The 18297-nt window shown below is 72.3% G+C and carries 17 protein-coding genes; 12 read left to right on the plus strand and 5 right to left on the minus strand.

Annotation, left to right across the window (positions count from 1 at the left end):
* Nucleotides 1-9 precede the first annotated feature (9 nt).
* Nucleotides 10-1290, plus strand: coding sequence for an MFS transporter (locus AB0A95_RS12965; RefSeq protein WP_357555859.1), 1281 nt, complete (start codon nucleotides 10-12; stop codon nucleotides 1288-1290).
* Nucleotides 1291-1303: 13 nt separating this feature from the next.
* Here the strand turns inward: AB0A95_RS12965 and AB0A95_RS12970 are convergent, their stop codons facing one another.
* Nucleotides 1304-1657: an STAS domain-containing protein gene (locus AB0A95_RS12970; protein WP_357526143.1), complete on the minus strand. Its 354-nt coding sequence runs from the start codon at nucleotides 1655-1657 to the stop codon at nucleotides 1304-1306.
* A gap of 164 nt (nucleotides 1658-1821) precedes the next feature.
* Between AB0A95_RS12970 and AB0A95_RS12975 the strand changes: the two genes are divergently transcribed.
* The 6 genes from AB0A95_RS12975 to AB0A95_RS13000 are packed head-to-tail and all read left to right on the plus strand — an operon-like array spanning nucleotide 1822 to nucleotide 7410.
* Complete coding sequence (locus tag AB0A95_RS12975) at nucleotides 1822-2682, plus strand: STAS domain-containing protein (protein ID WP_357555860.1); 861 nt, start codon at nucleotides 1822-1824, stop codon at nucleotides 2680-2682.
* Complete coding sequence (locus AB0A95_RS12980) at nucleotides 2682-3095, plus strand: STAS domain-containing protein (RefSeq protein WP_357555861.1); 414 nt, start codon at nucleotides 2682-2684, stop codon at nucleotides 3093-3095. The genes AB0A95_RS12975 and AB0A95_RS12980 overlap by 1 nt, the downstream gene beginning before the upstream one ends.
* Nucleotides 3092-3511, plus strand: coding sequence for an ATP-binding protein (locus tag AB0A95_RS12985; protein ID WP_357555862.1), 420 nt, complete (start codon nucleotides 3092-3094; stop codon nucleotides 3509-3511). Before AB0A95_RS12980 ends, AB0A95_RS12985 begins: the two co-directional genes overlap by 4 nt.
* Nucleotides 3508-4521, plus strand: a complete 1014-nt coding sequence (locus AB0A95_RS12990) for a SpoIIE family protein phosphatase (protein WP_357555863.1) — start codon at nucleotides 3508-3510, stop codon at nucleotides 4519-4521. The genes AB0A95_RS12985 and AB0A95_RS12990 overlap by 4 nt, the downstream gene beginning before the upstream one ends.
* The gene (locus AB0A95_RS12995) at nucleotides 4518-5867 is read left to right on the plus strand and encodes a sensor histidine kinase (RefSeq protein ID WP_357555864.1); all 1350 of its coding nucleotides are present in this window, start codon (nucleotides 4518-4520) and stop codon (nucleotides 5865-5867) included. Before AB0A95_RS12990 ends, AB0A95_RS12995 begins: the two co-directional genes overlap by 4 nt.
* A gap of 4 nt (nucleotides 5868-5871) precedes the next feature.
* On the plus strand, nucleotides 5872-7410 hold the full coding sequence (locus AB0A95_RS13000) for a SpoIIE family protein phosphatase (RefSeq protein ID WP_357555865.1): 1539 nt from the start codon (nucleotides 5872-5874) through the stop codon (nucleotides 7408-7410).
* Nucleotides 7411-7446: 36 nt separating this feature from the next.
* Here AB0A95_RS13000 and AB0A95_RS13005 read toward each other — a convergent pair whose 3' ends face one another.
* Nucleotides 7447-8244: an AraC family transcriptional regulator gene (locus AB0A95_RS13005; protein WP_357555866.1), complete on the minus strand. Its 798-nt coding sequence runs from the start codon at nucleotides 8242-8244 to the stop codon at nucleotides 7447-7449.
* Between the two features lie 31 nt (nucleotides 8245-8275).
* Between AB0A95_RS13005 and AB0A95_RS13010 the strand changes: the two genes are divergently transcribed.
* The 4 genes from AB0A95_RS13010 (at nucleotide 8276) to AB0A95_RS13025 (ending at nucleotide 11807) form a co-directional block, all read left to right on the plus strand.
* The gene (locus tag AB0A95_RS13010; protein ID WP_357555867.1) at nucleotides 8276-8857 is read left to right on the plus strand and encodes a TIGR03086 family metal-binding protein; all 582 of its coding nucleotides are present in this window, start codon (nucleotides 8276-8278) and stop codon (nucleotides 8855-8857) included.
* A 186-nt stretch (nucleotides 8858-9043) separates the two neighbouring features.
* Nucleotides 9044-9580, plus strand: coding sequence for a PadR family transcriptional regulator (locus AB0A95_RS13015; RefSeq protein WP_357555868.1), 537 nt, complete (start codon nucleotides 9044-9046; stop codon nucleotides 9578-9580).
* Complete coding sequence (locus tag AB0A95_RS13020; RefSeq protein ID WP_357555869.1) at nucleotides 9577-10278, plus strand: ABC transporter ATP-binding protein; 702 nt, start codon at nucleotides 9577-9579, stop codon at nucleotides 10276-10278. Before AB0A95_RS13015 ends, AB0A95_RS13020 begins: the two co-directional genes overlap by 4 nt.
* Complete coding sequence (locus AB0A95_RS13025) at nucleotides 10275-11807, plus strand: FtsX-like permease family protein (protein ID WP_357555870.1); 1533 nt, start codon at nucleotides 10275-10277, stop codon at nucleotides 11805-11807. Before AB0A95_RS13020 ends, AB0A95_RS13025 begins: the two co-directional genes overlap by 4 nt.
* 189 nt (nucleotides 11808-11996) lie before the next feature.
* On the opposite strand, the gene AB0A95_RS13030 is transcribed toward AB0A95_RS13025, so the two are convergent.
* Complete coding sequence (locus AB0A95_RS13030) at nucleotides 11997-12182, minus strand: hypothetical protein (protein ID WP_357555910.1); 186 nt, start codon at nucleotides 12180-12182, stop codon at nucleotides 11997-11999.
* A 403-nt stretch (nucleotides 12183-12585) separates the two neighbouring features.
* On the minus strand, nucleotides 12586-14682 hold the full coding sequence (locus AB0A95_RS13035; RefSeq protein ID WP_357555871.1) for a S9 family peptidase: 2097 nt from the start codon (nucleotides 14680-14682) through the stop codon (nucleotides 12586-12588).
* A 95-nt stretch (nucleotides 14683-14777) separates the two neighbouring features.
* Between AB0A95_RS13035 and AB0A95_RS13040 the strand changes: the two genes are divergently transcribed.
* Complete coding sequence (locus AB0A95_RS13040; protein ID WP_357555872.1) at nucleotides 14778-16136, plus strand: FAD-binding oxidoreductase; 1359 nt, start codon at nucleotides 14778-14780, stop codon at nucleotides 16134-16136.
* Between the two features lie 29 nt (nucleotides 16137-16165).
* On the opposite strand, the gene AB0A95_RS13045 is transcribed toward AB0A95_RS13040, so the two are convergent.
* Complete coding sequence (locus tag AB0A95_RS13045; RefSeq protein ID WP_357555873.1) at nucleotides 16166-18217, minus strand: SpoIIE family protein phosphatase; 2052 nt, start codon at nucleotides 18215-18217, stop codon at nucleotides 16166-16168.
* Between the last annotated feature and the right edge of the window lie 80 nt (nucleotides 18218-18297).

Here is an 18297-nt window from a genome sequence, read left to right on the forward strand (position 1 = left end):
TTAGCGGTCATGACCCCGCCACCCACCGCCGCGCCGGCGCCGCCCGCTCCCGTCCTCGTCGATCCACCCTCGACGCGCGACCCGGGCACGGGCCGACGGACGCACCCGGCCACCGGTGGCGCGCTCGTGCTGGTCGGGATGCTGCTGGTCGCGCTCAACCTGCGGGCCGTGGTGACCAGCCTGGGCGCCCTGCTCGACGAGATCCGCGACGGGCTGGGGCTCTCCGGCACCATGGCCGGTCTGGTCACCACGCTGCCGACCATCGCGTTCGCCGGCCTCGGCGCGCTCACCCCGTGGCTGGTCCGTCGGGTGGCACCCGCCCGGGTGCTGGTGGTCGCCATGCTCGCCCTCGCCGTCGGCCAGGTGCTCCGGGCCGCCACCGACTCGGCCTGGGTCTTCGTGCTCACCAGCGCCCTGGCGCTGGCCGGGATCGCGGTCGCCAACATCCTGTTGCCGATGCTTGTCAAGCAGCACTTCCCGCACCGGACCGGGCTGGTCACCGGGGCGTACACGATGGCCCTGACCCTGGGCACGACGGTGGCCGCGGCCTCCGCGGTGCCGATCGCGCACGCCTTCGGCTCCTGGCGGGCGGGGCTGGGCGTCTGGGCCGCGATGGCCGCGGTGGCCGTACTCCCGTGGGTGCCGCTGGCGCTGCGGACCCGGGCGGGCGCGCGGCGCTCGACCCCGACGGCGGCCGGCACCGCGCCGGTGCGGGTCCGGCCGGCGCGGACCCGGCTCGGCTGGGCGATGGCGGTCTACTTCGGGGCGCAGTCACTGAGTGGGTACGCGATCATGGGCTGGCTGGCCCAGTTGTTCCGGGATGCCGGCTACCAGCCGGAGTCGGCCGGACTGCTGCTGGCCGGAGTGACAGCGCTCGGCGTGCCGATCGCACTGGTGATGCCGACAGTGGCCGGCCGGATGACCAGCCTGCGGCCGCTGGTGCTCGGGATGACCACCGCGTCGACGCTCGCCTACCTGGGGCTGGCGCTCGCCCCGCACGGGGCCGCGCTGCTCTGGGTCATCCTGCTGGCGATCGGCCAGGGCGCGTTCCCGATGATCCTGACCGCCATCGGCCTACGGGCCCGCACTGCCGAAGGGACCGTCGCGCTCTCCGCGTTCGCGCAGAGCACCGGGTACGTGATCGCGGCCCTCGGCCCACTGCTGGTCGGCATCCTCTACGAGGTCACCGGCGGCTGGACCGCGCCGATCGGGTTCCTGCTGGGCGCGCTCGCCGTGCAGACGGTGGCGGGTATGGCGATCTCCCGCCCCCGCTACGTCGAGGACGAGTGACTAACGACAGCGGTCAGGAGGCCGACGTCGGTTCGCCGGCGACTGCCTCGTCCACCGTCGGATAGGTGTGCAGCACCTCGACCAGCCCGCTCACCTCGAGGATGCGCAACACACCCCGCTGCGGGGCGGCCAGCCGCACCACGCCGCCGGCCTCGTCGCAGCTGTTCTTGGCGCGGACGAAGACCGACAGACCCGTCGAGTCGCAGAACGAGACGTCCGCCAGGTCGAACACCAGCCGGTTGCGGCCCTTGTCGAGCAGGTCGGTGATCTGGTCCTGAAGCTGCGGTGCGGTGGCCATGTCGAGCTCGCCCGCGACCGACACGACGACCACGTCGCCGCGCTGTTCCGTGTGCACCGTCAAGGACATTTGCCAGACCTCCTGTTATCGGGGGAACGGTATCCCACGACCGGGGGCGTACGCAGAACGGGGAGCCGGGATCCGGTGGCCGTCGTCATTCCGTTGCTACGGGGCAAGTAGTTGGTCAGGCCCCGGTGATAGAGTCCGCCCGGTCCAGGTCAAGGGGGTTCCAAATGGCGTTGAGCACCGAAGAGAGTGGTCGGCTCGCCGCGCTGCTCAGCGGGCAGGCCGAACGGGTCACGTCTCGGTGGACCGAGATCGTCACCAGTTCGTTGCGGGGCCGGCTGAGCCAGGCCGAGCTGCGCCGGCAGGTCCAGGACCTGCATCGCGTCATCGTCGCCGCCGGTGAGCAGGGCGAGCTCGACCTGTCCAGCGAGAACGCCGCCGAGTTGCGCGCCGCGCTCACCGAGTTGTCCCGTGGCCGGGCCCGGCAGGGCTTCTCCGCCACCGAGACCACGGTCAGCATCTTCGCGCTCAAGGACGTGCTGGCCGAGCTGGTGCAGGAGGCCGGCGGCGTCAACGCGCTGCACGACTACGTCGCCTTCTCGAAGCTCGTCGACGAGATGGGCCTGTTCACCTTCGAGAGCTTCGTCCGCACCCGGGAGAGCCTGATCGCCGACCAGGCCGAGCAGTTGCTCGAGCTCTCCACACCGGTGGTCAAGCTCTGGGAGGGTGTGGTGGCCGTCCCGCTGGTCGGCACCCTGGACTCGGCGCGGGCCCAGGTGGTGATGGAGCGGCTGTTGCAGACGCTCGTCGACACCGGCTCCCCGTACGCGATCATCGACATCACCGGCGTCCCGGCGGTGGACACCCAGGTCGCCCAGCACATCCTGAAGACCGTGGTGGCCGCCCGGCTGATGGGCGCCGACTGCATCATCTCCGGCATCCGCCCGCAGATCGCGCAGACGATCGTCGCGCTCGGCATCGAGTTCGGCGACATCGCCACCAAGGCGAGCCTCGCCGACGCGCTGCGCCACGTGCTGCGGCTCACCGGGGTGGAGACCGCCCGCCGCCAGCCGCGCCGGGGCGTCTGATGGAACGGGTGCCGATCCTCAAGATCGGCGACATCCTGCTCGTCTCCATCCAGTTGGACATGTCCGACCAGACCGCGGTCCAGCTCCAGGAGGATCTCGCCGAGCGGATCGTGGACACCGGCTGCCACGGCGTCATCATCGACATCACCGCGCTGGACATCGTCGACTCCTTCGTCGGGCGGATGCTCTCCACCATCGCGTCTATCTCCAAGGTGCTCGACGCGGAGACGGTGGTGGTCGGCATGCGCCCCGCCGTCGCCATCACCCTCGTCGAACTGGGGCTGTCGCTGAACGGCATCCGTACCGCGCTGAACGTCGAGCGTGGCATGGAGCTGATCGCGGCGGCCCACGCCGACGAACTGCTCGATTATCAGCTCGACGACGATCCGGACGCCGAGACGGCCACGACGTGACCGCGGGCATCGACCTGGGTCAGCCGCAGACGCAGGTGGTCCAGAGCGACGAGGACGTGGTGCGCGTCCGGCAGTTGGTCCGCGCCGTGGCGGTGGCCGTCAAGCTGTCTCTCGTCGACCAGACCAAGGTGGTCACCGCGGCGAGCGAGCTGGCTCGCAACACCCTGGTGTACGGCGGCGGCGGCTCGGCCGAGGTGACAACAGTGGACAACGGCCGGCGCAAGGGCGTCCGGATCGTCTTCGCCGACTCCGGGCCGGGTATCCCGGACCTGGACCTGGCCCTGACCGACGGCTACACCACAGGCGGCGGCATGGGCCTCGGGCTCAGCGGGTCCCGCCGACTCGTCGACGAGTTCGAGATCGAGACGTCTCCGCAGACCGGCACGCGGATCACGGTCACCAAGTGGTCCCGGTGAACGCCGATCCGGTCACCGACAGTGGCATCTGGTTCCGGGTGGAGGCCAGCAGCGCGGCGAGCGCCGTGCGGCGCGCCGCCGAACGCCTCGGCGCGCAGGTGGAGTTGAGTGCGCTACGCATCGCCGACCTGGCGATCGTCGCCGCCGAGCTGACCAGCAACCTGGTCAAGCACGCCGACGACGGTGTCCTGCTGCTGCGGCCGGTACGCCGCGCCGGGGAGGCCGGTGTGGAGCTGATCGCCATCGACTCCGGCCCCGGCATGGCCGACCTGACCGTCTCGTCGCAGGACGGGCACTCCACCACCGGCACGCTCGGCATCGGTCTGGGCGCCATCGTCCGGCAGGCCAGTTGGTTCGACGGCTACTCGCTGCCCGGCCGGGGCACAGTCCTCGCCGTGCAGGTCTGGCCGGCGGAGCCGGCGCCGCCGTCCTGGGCCGGTGCCCTCACCCGACCGCTGACCGGCGAGACGGTCAGCGGTGACGGGTACGCCGTCCGGGTCGCCGACGGGCGGCACCAGGTGCTGGTCAGCGACGGGCTGGGGCACGGCCCGCTGGCCGCCGCCGCCACCGACGCGGCGCTCGCCGCGTTCCGGAACGCCCCCGCCGGGCCACCGGCCGCGGTCGTCGGTCACCTGCACCGGAGCATGTCGCACACCCGGGGCGCCGCGCTCGCGGTCGCCGAGCTGGAGCCGGCAGCCGGCATGCTGCGCTACGCCGGCCTGGGTAACATCTCCGGCGTGGTCGTCGAGGGTGACGGTCAGCGCCGCGGGCTGGTGTCGCTGCCCGGCATCGCCGGCCACCAGCGGCCGACGATCCGGGAGTACGACTACCCGCTCGCTCCGGGCGCCCGACTGGTGATGCACAGCGACGGTGTGGTCGACCGCTGGCGGTTGACCGACTACCCGGGCCTGGCGGAACGATCCCCGCTGGTGATGGCCGCGACCCTGCTGCGCGACGCGGGTGTGCGACGTGATGACGCCTGCGTACTTGTCGCGAGGTCCTGGGCATGACCGCCGAGCCGGTGCTGCAGATGGCGCTGCGGGTCGAGCAGGACATCTTCGTGATCCGTCAACGGGGCCGTGAGGTGGCCGCCGTTGTCGGCCTCGAACGCCAGGACCAGGTGCGGATCGCCACCGCGCTCAGCGAGGTGGCCCGCGACCTGCTGCGTACGACCGGCGGCGCGGACGTCTCCTTCCACGTCGACGAGGGCGCGGACGGCCGGTTCCACCTGCGCGCCGACCTGGCCCCGGTGACCGCGCTCCCGGACGGCGGTTACCAGCCGCAGTCCGGCGCGGTGTCCCGACTGGTCGACACTCTGAGCGTGTCGACCGTCGAGGGGGTTACGGTCGTACGGATGTCCCGACGAGTTCCGGCCAGCGCGCCGACGCCGACCCCGGAGCGGCTCGCCGAGTTCCGTACGGAACTCGGCCGTACCGCGCCGGCCAGCGCTCTGGACGAGCTGACAGTGCAGAACGGGCAACTCATCGCCGCACTCGACGAGGTGCGCAGTCAGCGCGACGAGTTGGCAGTGCTGAACGAGGAGCTGGCCGAGACCAACCGGGGGGTGCTGGCGCTCTACAACCAGCTCACCGAGGAGTTGGAGGAGACCAATCGGGGTGTCGTCGCCCTCTACGCCGAGCTGGACGAGAAGTCGGCGCAACTGCGCGCGGCGAGCGAGTCGAAGAGCCGCTTCCTGGCCAACGTCAGCCACGAGCTGCGCGCCCCGGTCACCGCGATCATCGGGTTGGGGCGGCTGCTCACCGACTCCGCCTCCGACCCGCTCACCGAGGAGCAGGGCCGCCAGGTCGATCTGATCCGCTCGTCGGCGGCAGACCTGCTCAACCTGGTCAACGAACTGCTGGACCTCGCCAAGGCGGAGTCCGGCCGAATCGAGCCGGACTGGGCGGACGTCGACCTGCGACCCGTGTTCGGCCAACTGCGCGGCACACTGCGTGCCCTGGCCACCCGCCCGGCGGTGGAGCTGGTGGTGGAGGAGCCGACCGCGCCGGCCACGCTGCGCACCGACGAGGTGCTGCTCGGCCAGGTGCTGCGCAACCTGCTGCACAACGGGTTGAAGTTCACCGAGCACGGCGAGGTGCGACTGCGGGCCCGCCAGCACGGCGACCGGTGGAACTTCGAGGTCAGTGACACCGGCCCCGGCATCGCCACCGAGCTGCACGACCGGATCTTCGAGGAGTTCTACCAGGTGCCGGGCGCCACCCGGGTCGGCGGCACCGGCCTCGGCCTGCCGTACGCCCGGCGGTTGGTGACACTGCTCGGCGGGACACTGGAGCTGACAAGCGTGCCGGGCCGGGGCAGCACATTCACCGTCTCCCTGCCCATCGGCGGGGCGTGACAGCATGGACGGCATGCCGGCAACCATCCTGGTCGTCGACGACAGTCGTACCAAGCGCTACCTGCTGGTCAGCTGGCTGACCCGGGCCGGGTTCACGGTGCTCGAAGCCGAGAACGGCGCCGAGGCGTTGGCCCGGGTCGAGGTGGACCGGATCGACCTTGTCGTCCTCGACGTGCGGCTGCCCGACCTGAGCGGGTACGAGGTCTGCGAACAGATCAAGGCCCGGCACCCGGCGATGCCGGTGATCCACGTGTCGGCGCACGCCGTCGACGTGGCCGACCGGGCCCAGGGGCTGACCCGGGGCGCGGACGCGTACCTGACCGAGCCGATCGAGCCGGAAGAGCTGATCGCCACCACGCGGGCCGTGCTGCGCTACTACCAGGCCCGGCAGCGCGCCGAACTGCTCGCCGAACGCCTGCTCGGGCTGGCCGACACGACAGTGGCGGTGCACGCCGCGCCGACCTTCGCACGCCTGCTGGAGGCCGCCGCCGAGGGCGCCGCGCAGATCTTCAAGAGCCCGGCGGCGGTGATCGCCGAAACCTTCGACGGTGACTGTCTCGCGGGGATCTGCGCCGGTCCCGGCGCGGCCGCCGCCGTGGTGCCCTGGGTCGTCGACGACACCGGAGTGCCGACCGGCGCCACCGTCCGGGTGCAGACCCCGGCGAGTTGGGCGCTCGTCGACTGGCCGGCGGACGACACGGTGACCGTCGCCGCCGCCCGGCTGCGCGAGGACCGGGCCCCGCTGTACGTGGTGGTCCCGACCGCCACCCAGACCGCTCGGACCCCGGTGCTCAAGCAACTGGCGCAGGCGGTGGCGGCGGCCGTGGAGGGGCAACGCTCGTTCGACGAGGAGCACCGGATCGCCGTCACCCTCCAACGCAGCCTGCTCCCGCGCGGGCTGCCCACCGTCGCCGGCCTGGACCTCGCCGTGCGCTACGAGCCGGCCAGCGCACAGACCGAGGTGGGCGGCGACTTCTACGAGCTGGTGATGCTCGACGGGCACCTGCTGTTGGCCATCGGCGACGTGGCAGGCCACTCGCTGCACGCGGCGACGGTGATGGCCGAGCTGCGGCACGCGGTGCGGGCGTACGCGGTCGAGGGGCACCAGCCCGGCGAGATCCTGCACCGGGTCAACGAGTTGATGCGGACGCTGCTGCCCAACGAGATCGCCACACTCTGCGTACTCCTGCTGCACCCGCCGACCGGGCGGGTCCGGCTGGCCAGTGCCGGGCATCTTCCGCCGGCGCTCAACCTGGGCGGCGCTGTCGAGTTCGTGCAGCACTCCGCGCCGCTGCTCGGCGTCCGCGCGCCTCGCCCGGCCGACCTGGAGTTCGTGCTGCCGGTCGGGGCCACGCTGGTGTTCTACACCGACGGGCTGATCGAGCGGCGGGACGCGACAATCGACGAGGGGCTGGCCGCGCTCGCCGCGGTCTGCGCCACTGTCGACGACGACCTGGACCGGTTCTGCGCCCGGCTGCTGGTGGAGCTGGCCCCACCGGAGATCCAGGACGACGTCGCCGTGGTCGTCCTGCGCCGCCGCTGAGCCGACGGCTCTCGCGGGTTGCCTGTGGTGCCCGCTTCAGTGCACCGAGCGGGCGTACGCGGCGGGTGACACCCCGGCCACGGCGGTGAAGTCGCGGACCAGATGGGCCTGATCGCTGTAGCCCAGTTCGGCGGCGAGATCCGCCCAGCTCAGCGGGCCGCCGGCGGCCTGTTCGACGGCCTCCTGGAGCCGGTAGCGGCGGATCACCCACTTCGGCCCGACCCCCACGTACTCGATGAAGAGCCGCTGCAACCGGCGAACCGGAACGTCGTGCCGCGCCGCGAAGTCGTCGACCCGCAGCACCGTCCGGTCGGTGCGGATCGCCTCGGCCAACCGGATGGCCTCCTCGGCCAGCGGATCCGGCTGCGGATCCCAGGCGGTGAGCAGGGCGTCCAACGCGCGGCACCGTTCGTCGTCGGTGGCCCCGCACACCACTTCCTGGGGTACGGCCAGCCGGCCAGCGGGCAGCGGCACCCGGCGGCCGGTCAGCTCGGTGACCGGACGCCGCCAGAACGAGTGGAACCCACCGGGACGGAACTGCACACCGCACACCCGGCCGGTGCCGATGAGCGTGATTCGAAACAGGTCGCGGCCCACCCCGGCCACCTCGCCGGACTCCGGCCCGTCACCGTCGCGCCGGAACACCACGTTCACCGCCGGGTGCGGCACGACACGTTGCTCGAACGGTGTGCCCAACGACCAGTCGATCAGCCAGTAGTGCTCCACCCAGGGGCGTAGCGACTCCACCGGCAGGTGCCGACGGAAGCGCACCTCGCGCAGCAGGCGTCCGGGGTCGAGGATGCCCCGGCTGTCGCCCCGCGGTCGATGTCGCATTTATTCAAGACCACCCTCATACGCTGGCCCTATGACCACTCAGACTAGCGACCTGCTGGCGGCCGCCGCGCCGCGAACCGTCGACGTGGTGCGCGGCATCACCGACGACCAACTCGACCTGGCCACACCGTGCCGGGACTATGTGGTGCGCGATCTGCTCAACCACCTGTTCGAGGTGGTGGTCAACTTCCAGGATCTGGCCCAGAAGCGGCAGGTGGAGTGGGCCGAGAAGCCCGACCACCTGGCCGACGGCTGGCGGGACCGGTTCAAGACGGAGACCGACAGGTTGATCGCCGCCTGGTCGGATCCATCCACCCTGGAGGGTGTGTCGCCGGGCATGGGCATGCCGCAGACCGTCATCGGTGGGATGGCTCTGCTGGACCTGACAGTGCACGGCTGGGACCTCGCCGTCGCCACCGGCCAGCCGTACCAGCCGGCCCCGGAGGCGGTGGCCGAGCTGCACGGGCTGGTCGAGCAGTTGGGCCCGACGGCCCGCAAGATGGGCGTCTTCGCCGACCCGGTGCCCACCACCGCGCCCCCAACCTCACCCCCCGACCTGGCCCACCTCCTAACCCAAACCGGCCGCACCCCCACCTGGCCCCCCACCCCGTAACCCCACCCCCACTCCCACCCCTCCCCGTCCCCCACCCCCTCTGCCCCCGTTGATCATGGAGTTGTTGCGCGGCTCTGCGGCGTGTCGTGGCAATAACCTCATGATCAACGGGGGCAGAGGGGGTGGGGGGGTGGGGGGGTGGGTGGGGTGTTGACTTGTCTATTCGCTCGGTGAATAGTTCGGTGGGTGTCTACGTCGCATGTTCTGCTCGGGTTGTTGGCTGGTGGCAGCCGGCACGGCTATGAGCTCAAGCGTGCACACGACGAGCGGCTGCCCCGGGCTCGGCCGCTGGCCTTCGGGCAGGTCTACGCCACTCTTGGCCGCCTGCACCGTGACGGCCTGGTGGCCGCCGCCGGGCAGGACCGCGCCTCCGGCCCGGATCGCACGGCGTACGCGCTGACCGAGCAGGGACGGGCCACGCTGGACCAGTGGTTGTCCACAGTGGAGCCACCCATGCCGTACGTGGCCAGCACACTGTTCGTCAAGGTCGTGGTGGCGCTGCTGGCCGCCGACGTCGACCGGGCCCGGTCCTACCTGATGTCTCAGCGTGCCGCACACACCGCACGGCTGCGTGAGCTGACCGCGGTCAAGGGAGACCCGACCGCCACCCTCAGCGACGTGGTCGCGGCCGACTTCGCGATCGCCCACCTCGACGCGGACCTGCGGTGGCTGCACGCCACACTGGCCCGGGTCGCCGACTGGCACCGGGAGGTGCATCCGTGACGCAACTCCAGGCTCGCGGCGTGGTTCGGGCGTACGGCCCGACACCCGCGCTGCGCGGCGTGACGCTCGACGTGGCCGAGGGCGAGATCGTCGCCGTCACCGGGCCGAGCGGCTGCGGCAAGTCGACTCTGCTGCACTGCCTGGCCGGGATCCTTCGACCGGACGCCGGCGAGGTCACCTGGCGCGGGCACCGCATCGACACCTGGTCGGAGGGGGCCCGGTCCCGACTGCGGCGCACCGAGTTCGGGGTGCTGTTCCAGTTTGGCCAACTGGTCGCCGAGTTGACCGCCGCGGAGAACGTCGCCCTGCCCCTGCTCCTCGCCGGCACGGGGCGGCGAGAGGCACGGACGGCGGCGCTCACCTGGCTGGCACGGTTCGGCGTGGAGGAGTTGGCCGACGTGCGGCCGGGTGAGATGTCCGGCGGCCAGCAGCAACGCTGCGCCACCGCACGGGCGTTGGTGACCGAGCCTCGGGTGCTCTTCGCCGACGAGCCGACCGGTGCGTTGGACACGCTCACCGGCGAGCAGGTGCTCACCCATCTGGTCCGGCTGGCCCGTGAGCAGCGTACCGCCGTCGTGCTGGTCACCCACGAGCCGCGGATCGCCGCGTACGCCGATCGGGAGATCGTGCTGCGCGACGGCCTGGTGGACCACACCGGCCTGGGGCTCGACGTGCCGCTGGCCGGCGGCGCCCGGTGAGACCGGCGACGCTGGTCCGCCTCGCGCTCGCCGGCACCCGCACCGACACCGCGCGGGTGGTGCTCACCGCACTCAGCGCCCTGCTGGCGACCCTGACCGGGCTCGCGGCGCTCACCGTGCTGGCCATCCCCACGCCCGCCGCCACTGATGCGAACCCGAACAGGTGGTCGGAGCACTACCACAACGCTCTGCTCGTGGAGCCCGGGTTGCGGGGCGGGACGGCGTTCGCGTTGCTGATGCTGATGATCCCGGTGTTGGCGCTGGCCGGGCAGTGCGCCCGGCTCGGCGCGCCGGCACGGGACCGTCGGTTGGCCGCGCTCCGGCTGGCCGGTGCCACCCCCGGCCAGGTCACCCGGCTGGTGGTGCTGGAGACCGGCGTGGCGGCCCTGCTCGGCACGCTCGTCGGCCTGGGCGTCTACCTGCTTGGCCGCGATCTGCTGCACCGACCGGACGCGCGAGGTCGACTGGCCCTACCCACCGACGTGCTGCCGTCGACAGGCGTACTGGCCGGGGTGGTGCTCGGTCTGCCGGCCGTCGCGGCGCTCGCCACCGCACTGATGCTGCGGACGGTCACCACCAGCCCGCTCGGGGTGACCCGCAAGGCCGGCCGCGAGCGCGGTCCAGGCCCGTGGGCAGGGCTCCTGATCGGGTTCGGCGTGGTCTCGATCGCGTTGATCCGCCCGGCGGTCCGCCGGTTCGCCGACGACGAGGAGGTGGTGGCCTGGCTGGTGCCGCTGCTGGTGGCGGCGGGTGCGTTCGCGGCGATGATCGGCGTGGTGATCGGCACCGGCTGGATCTCGTACCACTGCGGGCGGTTGTTGCGTCGGTACGCCCGCCGCGCGCCGGCGCTGCTCGCCGCGGGCCGGTTGATGGCCGACCCGTGGGCGGGCAGTCGCACCTTCGCGGCGCTGCTCGCCGCCGTGATCTTCGGTGCCGGTGCGGCCGCGTTGCGCGCCTACTTCGCCACCCAGGACCAGCTCGACCGCGAACAGAGTCGACTCGTCGGGGCCGAAGCGACCTCCGGCTCGTTCTATCTCTCCACAATGGACCTGGTGGACGCCGCCGTCGCGGTGGCCGTCCTGATCGCGGCCGGCGGGCTGATCGTCGCGCTGGTCGAGGGGATCGTCGCCCGCCGACGCGCGTACGCCGCACTTGTCGCCGTCGGGGTGCCCCGCGCGGTGCTGAGCCGATCGGTGGCCTGGCAGGCGTTGGCGCCGGCGGTGCCGGCGATCCTGCTCGCGCTCACCGTGGGCACGTTCCTCGGTCGTGGGCTCTTCCCGAAGGCGTCGAGGGGGGAATCCTGGATGGAGACCTGCGACGCCACTGCCGCGCTCTGTGCCGATCCGGCCACCCGTGGGCAGTACACCCAGGTCGTCGCAACTCCCGGGCTCGAGCGGGTTCCCGCCGTACCCCTGGAGCAGTTGGCCTGGCTCGGCGCCGGCGCCCTGGCCGCGGTGCTGGTGACGGTCGGTGTCGGCATGCTCTTCCTGCGTGCCAGCACGGCCCTGGACGAGCTTCGCACGACGTGAGTCGAGCGGTCCGCCGGTCCCGCTGTGGTCGGCTCGGCGAGCTGTGGTCCGTTCGCTGTGATCGACTCGGCTTTATGAAGGTCGGGGCATCGGGGTCGCCTGGATGGCCCGACTTTCAGCAAACCGAGTCGATCAAGCAAGTCGCGGTCGATCAAGCCAGTCGAGCGCGGTCTGCCGCGATCGGTCGGTTCAGGTGGTGAGCAGACCGGAGGAGAGCGCCACCAACGCGCCGATCGCCGCCGAGCAGCAGCAGACCAGGAGGCTGGCGACCACCGCGAGGATCAGCCAGACCCGACGATTCCGTGCCAACGCCGCCAGGCTCGGCCGACGGACGTCCTCGGCGGCCCCGCCGTCACCATCCATAGCCCCGGTCACCCCGGAAGTCTAGGCCCCGACATCCGCGCCACCCCGGAAACACCAAGCCCGAGCGCCCCGCGCCCGCGCCCGCCCCCGCCCCCGCCCCGCGCCGCCCCCGCGCCGCGCCGCCCCCGCGCCGCGCCAGCCCGCGGCCGTTCCGGCCGGCCGGTCCATGCTCGCGCCCGATCGGGGAGCGGGTCGGGCCCGGCTTGGCGATCATGGAGTTGTGGTGCCGACTTTGGGGGTTTTACGGGCGTTCTGTCACCCACCACAACTCCATGATCGGCGAGGCAGTGCTGGTCGACGAACAGCCGTTTCACCTAACGCAACGGCGTTGTCATGGCAGCGGTGGTCTCGCCGAACTGCCGAGGCAACTACTTCCACGATCGAGCGCGATCGCGCCGGACGCCACTCGCCCCGATCAGGCGCGGCCGATGCGGTCCAGGATCCAGGCGTTGATGAACGCCTCCTCACGCCAGGAGTCGTAGCGACCGCTCGGCCCACCGTGCCCGGCACCCATCTCGGTCTTGAGGAGGTAGTCGCCGCCCGGGGCGACCGCCCGCAGCCGGGCGATCCACTTCGCCGGCTCCGAGTAGAGCACCCGGGTGTCGTTGAGGCTGGTCACCGCGAGGATCGCCGGGTAGTCCACGGCGGCCACGTTCTCGTACGGCGTGTAGGATTTCATGTACGCGTACACCTCGGGGTCTTCCAGTGGGTTGCCCCACTCCTCCCACTCGGTGACGGTCAGCGGCAGCGACGGGTCGAGGATCGACGTGAGCGCGTCCACGAACGGCACCTGCGCGACGATGCCGGTGAACGCGTCAGGTGCCAGGTTGGCCACCGCGCCCATCAACAGGCCACCGGCCGAGGCCCCGCGGGCGACCAGCCGGTCGCTGGCCGTCCAGCCGGCCTTGACCAGGTGTCGGGCGCAGGCGACGAAGTCGGTGAAGGTGTTCTTCTTGGCCAGCAGCTTGCCCTGGTCGTACCAACGTCGACCCAGTTCGCCGCCGCCCCGGGTGTGTGCCACAGCGAAGACCACGCCCCGGTCCAGCAGCGACAGTCGGGCCACCGAGAACCACGGGTCCATGCTTGCCTCGTACGAGCCGTAGCCGTACAGCTCGCAGGGTGCCGAGCCGTCCCGGGGGGTGCCGGCCCGGCAGACCAGTGAGATCGGCACCCGGGTGCCGTCGTCGGCGAGCGCCCAGTCCCGGTGCTGCTCGTACTCGGCCGGGTCGTACGGTCGGCCGTCCGGCCCGGGCAGCACCGGCTTCTGCTTGCGCAGCACCATCTGCCGGGTGACCAGGTCGTAGTCGTACACCGAGTCGGGGGTGACAAGCGACGAGTAGCGCAGGCGGACCTGCCCGGTGCGGTACTCCGGGTTGGCGTCCAGACCGACGCTGTACAGCGGCTCGGGGAAGTCGATGTCGTGGGCGTCGTCGCTGCCCACCGGCAGCACCCGCAGCCCGGTCAGCCCGTCGGTACGCAGCGACACCACGAGGTGGTTGGCGAAGGCGTCCACGGCCTCCAGTCGGGTGCCGGGGGAGTGCTCGATCAGCGGCACCCAGTCGCCCGGCGTGTCCGCCGAGGTGAAGGCCAGCGCGAAGTCCTCCGCACCGTCGTTGTGCAGGATCAGGAAACGGTGGCCGTGGTGCTCCACCGCGTACTCGACGCCCTGCCGGCGGGGGGCGATCACGGCCGGCGTGCCGGTGGGGTTGCCGGCGGGGATCACCAGCACCTCGCTCGTCACCTTGCTGTGGATGTCGATCAGGATGAACTTCTCCGACCGGGTCAGCTCGACGCCCACCCAGAACCGTTCGTCGTCCTCCTGGTGGATCACCACGTCGTCGCTGGCGGCCGAACCGACTGTGTGCCGCCAGACCCGGTTCGGTCGCCACGCGTCGTCCACAGTCACGTAGAACAGCACCGATGCGTCGGCCGACCAGGCCGTGCCGTAGGACGTGTCAGGGACCTCGTCCGGCAGCAACTCGCCGGTGGTCAGGTCCTTCACGCGCAGGGTGAACCGCTCGTCGCCGGAGAAGTCGGTGGAGTACGCCAGCCAGCGACCGTCCGGGCTGACGTCGAACGTGCCGAGCGAGAAGAAGTCGTGCCCCTCGGCCAGCAGGTTGCCGTCGAGCAGCACCTCCTCCCCGTCGAGAGGGGCGCCGTCCGCGCTGATCGGCGGGTCGGTCTCACCGTCGCGCACGGCACGCCGGCACTGCACCCCGTACTGCTGCCCCTCGACCGTCCGGGTGTAATACCAGTGCCCGCCCTTGCGGGTCGGCACGGACAGGTCGGTCTCCCTGGTGCGTTGGCGGGTCTCCTCGAACAGGTCCGCACGGAGTGCGGCCAGGTGCGCCGTGCGCGCGTCGGTGTACTCGTTCTCGGCGGTCAGGTAGGCGATCGTCTCGGGGTCGTCCTTGGCGGCGAGCCAGGCGTACTCGTCGACGACGGTGTCGCCGTGGTGGCTGCGCTCGCTGGGCACCCGCTTCGCCGCGGGCGGGGCAGTCTCGGTGGTCACGGCGCCACGTTACCGGCCAGCACCTGCTGTACGCCGTACCAGTGATATCCCGGTCCGCGTCGATGCCGCTTTCGAACACATGTACGATAGCCGGCATGGCGGCAGCAGCGAGTTCCCTCGGCCGGTCCGGCGCCCTCGAGATCACCCGGCGGCTGGCGGCGATCTGCGGTCCGCCGTTCTCCCGCCTCGGCGGCGCGGCCGACGAGGTGGCGGGGCGGCGGGCGCGCTGGGTGGCGGTGCCGGGCGGCCCGCATGCCGCCGCCGAGGTGCTACGCCTGGCCGCCGCACACGACCTGACGGTGGTTCCCCGAGGTGCCGGCACGAAGATCGACTGGGGTGCCACGCCCGTGCAGGTCGACATCATGCTCGACACCGGCCGACTGGCCGGCATCGGTCACGAGCCCGCCGGCGCGTCGGTGGCCGAGGTGGGTGCCGGCACCCCGCTTCGAGCGGTGCAGGCCACGCTGGAGCGCACCGGGCAGCGGCTGGCGATGGATGCCCCGTCGCCCGGCGCGACACTGGGCGGGGTGCTCGCCGCCGGCGAGGCCGGTCCGCTGCGCCACCGCCACGGCAGCCCCTGCGACCAGCTGCTCGGTGTCCGTTACCTCGCCGCCGACGGCGAGCTGGTCAGCGCCGGGGGTGGTGCGCCCGGTCTCGACCTGGCCCGGCTGCTGTGTGGCTCCCAGGGGGCGCTCGGTGTGTTGGTCTCGGCGAGTCTGCGGGTGCAGCCGCTGCCGGCGAGCCGGCTCTGGGTGTCCCGCCCGGTGTGGACGCCGCTGGAGGTGCACGAGCTGATCCGGATGATCCTCGCCGCTCGACTGGAGCCGGCGGCCATCGAGCTGGACCTGCCGGGTGGCGCCCTCCGGCCACGTTCGCCGTACCCGCCCGGCCACCCGTCCGCGACGGCCCGGGAACGCCACCCGTCGATGTCCGGCCGGGCCGGTGTTCCGTCCCGGGCGGGCAGCCTCGTGGTGCTGCTGGAGGGCGGTCCCGCCGACGTCACCGAACGCGCCGAGCGACTGGTCGGCCTGCTGGACGGCGAGGCGACGATCGCCCACTCCGCGCCGACGTGGTGGCGTCGCTACCCGTTCGCTCCGGGCGACACGGCGCTGCGTCTGGAGGTGCCGATCGGCGATCTGCACGCCGCCGTCTACGCGCTACGCGACGCCACCGGCACGCCGGTGCCGGTGCGCGGGTCCGCCGGGCTGGGCGTGGTGCACGCGGCACTGCCCGGAGCGTTGGCTCCCAGCCGGGTGGCGTCCATCCTGGCCGCCGTCCGAGGGGTGTTGCTGGCCCGGCAGGGCCGCTGCGTGGTGGTCTCCGCCCCGGCGGCCGTCCGCCAGGCCGTCGACCTCTGGGGCGACCTGGCCGGCCTGGCCCAACTGCGCGAGGCCAAGGAGCACCTCGACCCGGAGCACCGGCTCGCCCCCGGGCGCCTCCCGGGCGGCCTCTAGGCAGCTCGCCGCAGATCGCCCCGGTCAGATCAGGTCGCGTCGTTGCGGAGCACCAGGATGGCGATGTCGTCCCGGGGCGGCTCCACCGAAAAGTTGATCGCGACGGAACGCAGCCTGGCGGCCACCACGTCGGCCGAATAGCCGGCCAAGGGAGCGGCGGCGTCCCGCAGTCGGTCCGTGCCGAACAGCTCCCGGCCGCGCCGTCGTTCGGTGACACCATCGGTGTAGAAGATCAGCGAGTCGCCCGGCGCAAGCGTGATCTTCGCCGTTGGCGAGGTGATCGTGTCCAGCAGGCCGAGCGCGGTGCCGCCGGTGCCGACGAACCCCGCGCCGCCCGCACCGGCCAGCAGCACCGGCTGGTCGTGCCCGGCCAGATGCAGCGACACGTCCAACGTGTCGCCCTGGCCCGGCCCGACCGCCGCCAGCGCCAACGTGCAGTATCGTCCGCCGCCCCGCTCGACGAGCGTCTCGTTGAGCCGCGCCAATGCCTCCGGCAACGGTTTGCCGTCGCCGACCAGCACCCGGATCACGTCCCGGACCAGCCCGGTCACCGCGGCGGCCTGGACACCCTTGCCCGAGACGTCACCGATCACCACCAGCCAACGCCCGTCGGGCAGCGGCACCACGTCGTAGAAGTCGCCCCCTACCTCCGCGTCGTCACCGGTCGGGACGTACTCGGCGGCGAAGCCGATCCCGTCCACGAGCGGCAGCACCGGCGGCAACAGGGACTGCTGAAGCGTCTGCGCCACGCGACGGCGTTCGGCGTGGATGCGGGCGTTCTCGATGGCCAGCGCGGCCCGCCGGGCCACGTCCTCCAACACGGCCACCTCGTCCGGGTCGTGCCGGTGCCGCTGGTGCCGCCCCACCGCAAGGGTGCCGAGCCGCTGCCCCCGCGCGATCAGCGGGACCGCGAAACCCTCCATGGGCCCGCCCAGGGGGATCTGCGCCGCGCTGCGGGACGCCTCACGCAGGCGAGCCTGGATCGAGTCCGGACCGGTCTCGGCCAGCACCTTGTGCAACTGCGGCAGCATCGACTCGTCGGCGTGGCTGGCCGCCGCCAGCCGGAGCCGGCCCCACTCGTCGGCGGTGTGCACCGCACACCACTGGCCGAGCCGGGGCACCACCAACTGCGGCACCAGGGCCATCGTCAGGTCGACGTCCAACGACTGGGCGAGCAACTCGCTCGCCTCGGCCAGGAACGTCAACCACACCTGCCGGCGGACGTCGGCCCGGCGCAGCCGGTCGTTCTCCAGGTGCAGCGACAGCCGCTCGGCGGTGAGCACCGCCAACGGCTGGGCGTACGCCGACGGCGCGGCGTCCAACTCCAGCTCCCCGGCGTACGGGCGGTGCACCGTCAGCGGCACCCGGAGCAGCTCACTGCCGGCGCGGGGCGGTCGGCCGAAGCGGGCCAGCACCTGGCGGCCCTGCCCGTCGCCCCGGTCCAGGCGGATCGTGCCGCCGGCCGCTCCCACCATCTCGGCGACCCGGCTGAGCAGGCTTGTGGCGAAGTCGGGCAGCGGATCGTCCGCGTACAGGTCGGGGGCGGTTTGCATGAGTTCGCTCATCGCGTTGGCGCTCGGCGCGGACGTTTCGGTGCCCACCCGGGCGTCACCGGTGGTGCCCCCGGTCGGCGGGTCGGCGCCGGGGCGGTCCAGCCGAAACCAGACGCCCTTGCCGGTGGGCAGGTACGTGGTGCCCCAGCGGCTGGCGAAGTGGTCGACGAGCAGCAGACCGCGACCCCGTTCGGAGACCTCGTCGATCTCGGTGGAGTCGTTGCGGGCGCCGACGGTCAGCTCGTCGCCCGAGCCGGGCGCGAAGTCGGAGACGGTGACGGTCAGCCCGATGTCGTCGGCGACGACCTCGATGTCCAACTCGGTGCGGGCGTGCTCGACGGCGTTGGTGGTCAACTCGGTGGTGAGCAGCAGGGCCTCGTTGGCCAGCTCGTCCAGGTGTGACTCGGTCAACACCGAACGGACCACGGCGCGCGCGGCGGCCGGCGTACGGCGGTCGGCTGGCAGGCGGACGCGCCGGGTCGCCCCGTCCCGGGCCCCGGCCGTCGCGGGCCCCGCCTCGGCTGACACCCTCGTATCCTCCACCGTTCCCCCACCGGGTGCCAAGCCGATCATCATCCGCGCGTCCCCTCGTCCCCAACCGGGAGGAA

The sequence above is a fragment of the Micromonospora sp. NPDC049230 genome, from assembly GCF_040647875.1.
Taxonomy (GTDB): Bacteria; Actinomycetota; Actinomycetes; order Mycobacteriales; family Micromonosporaceae; genus Micromonospora.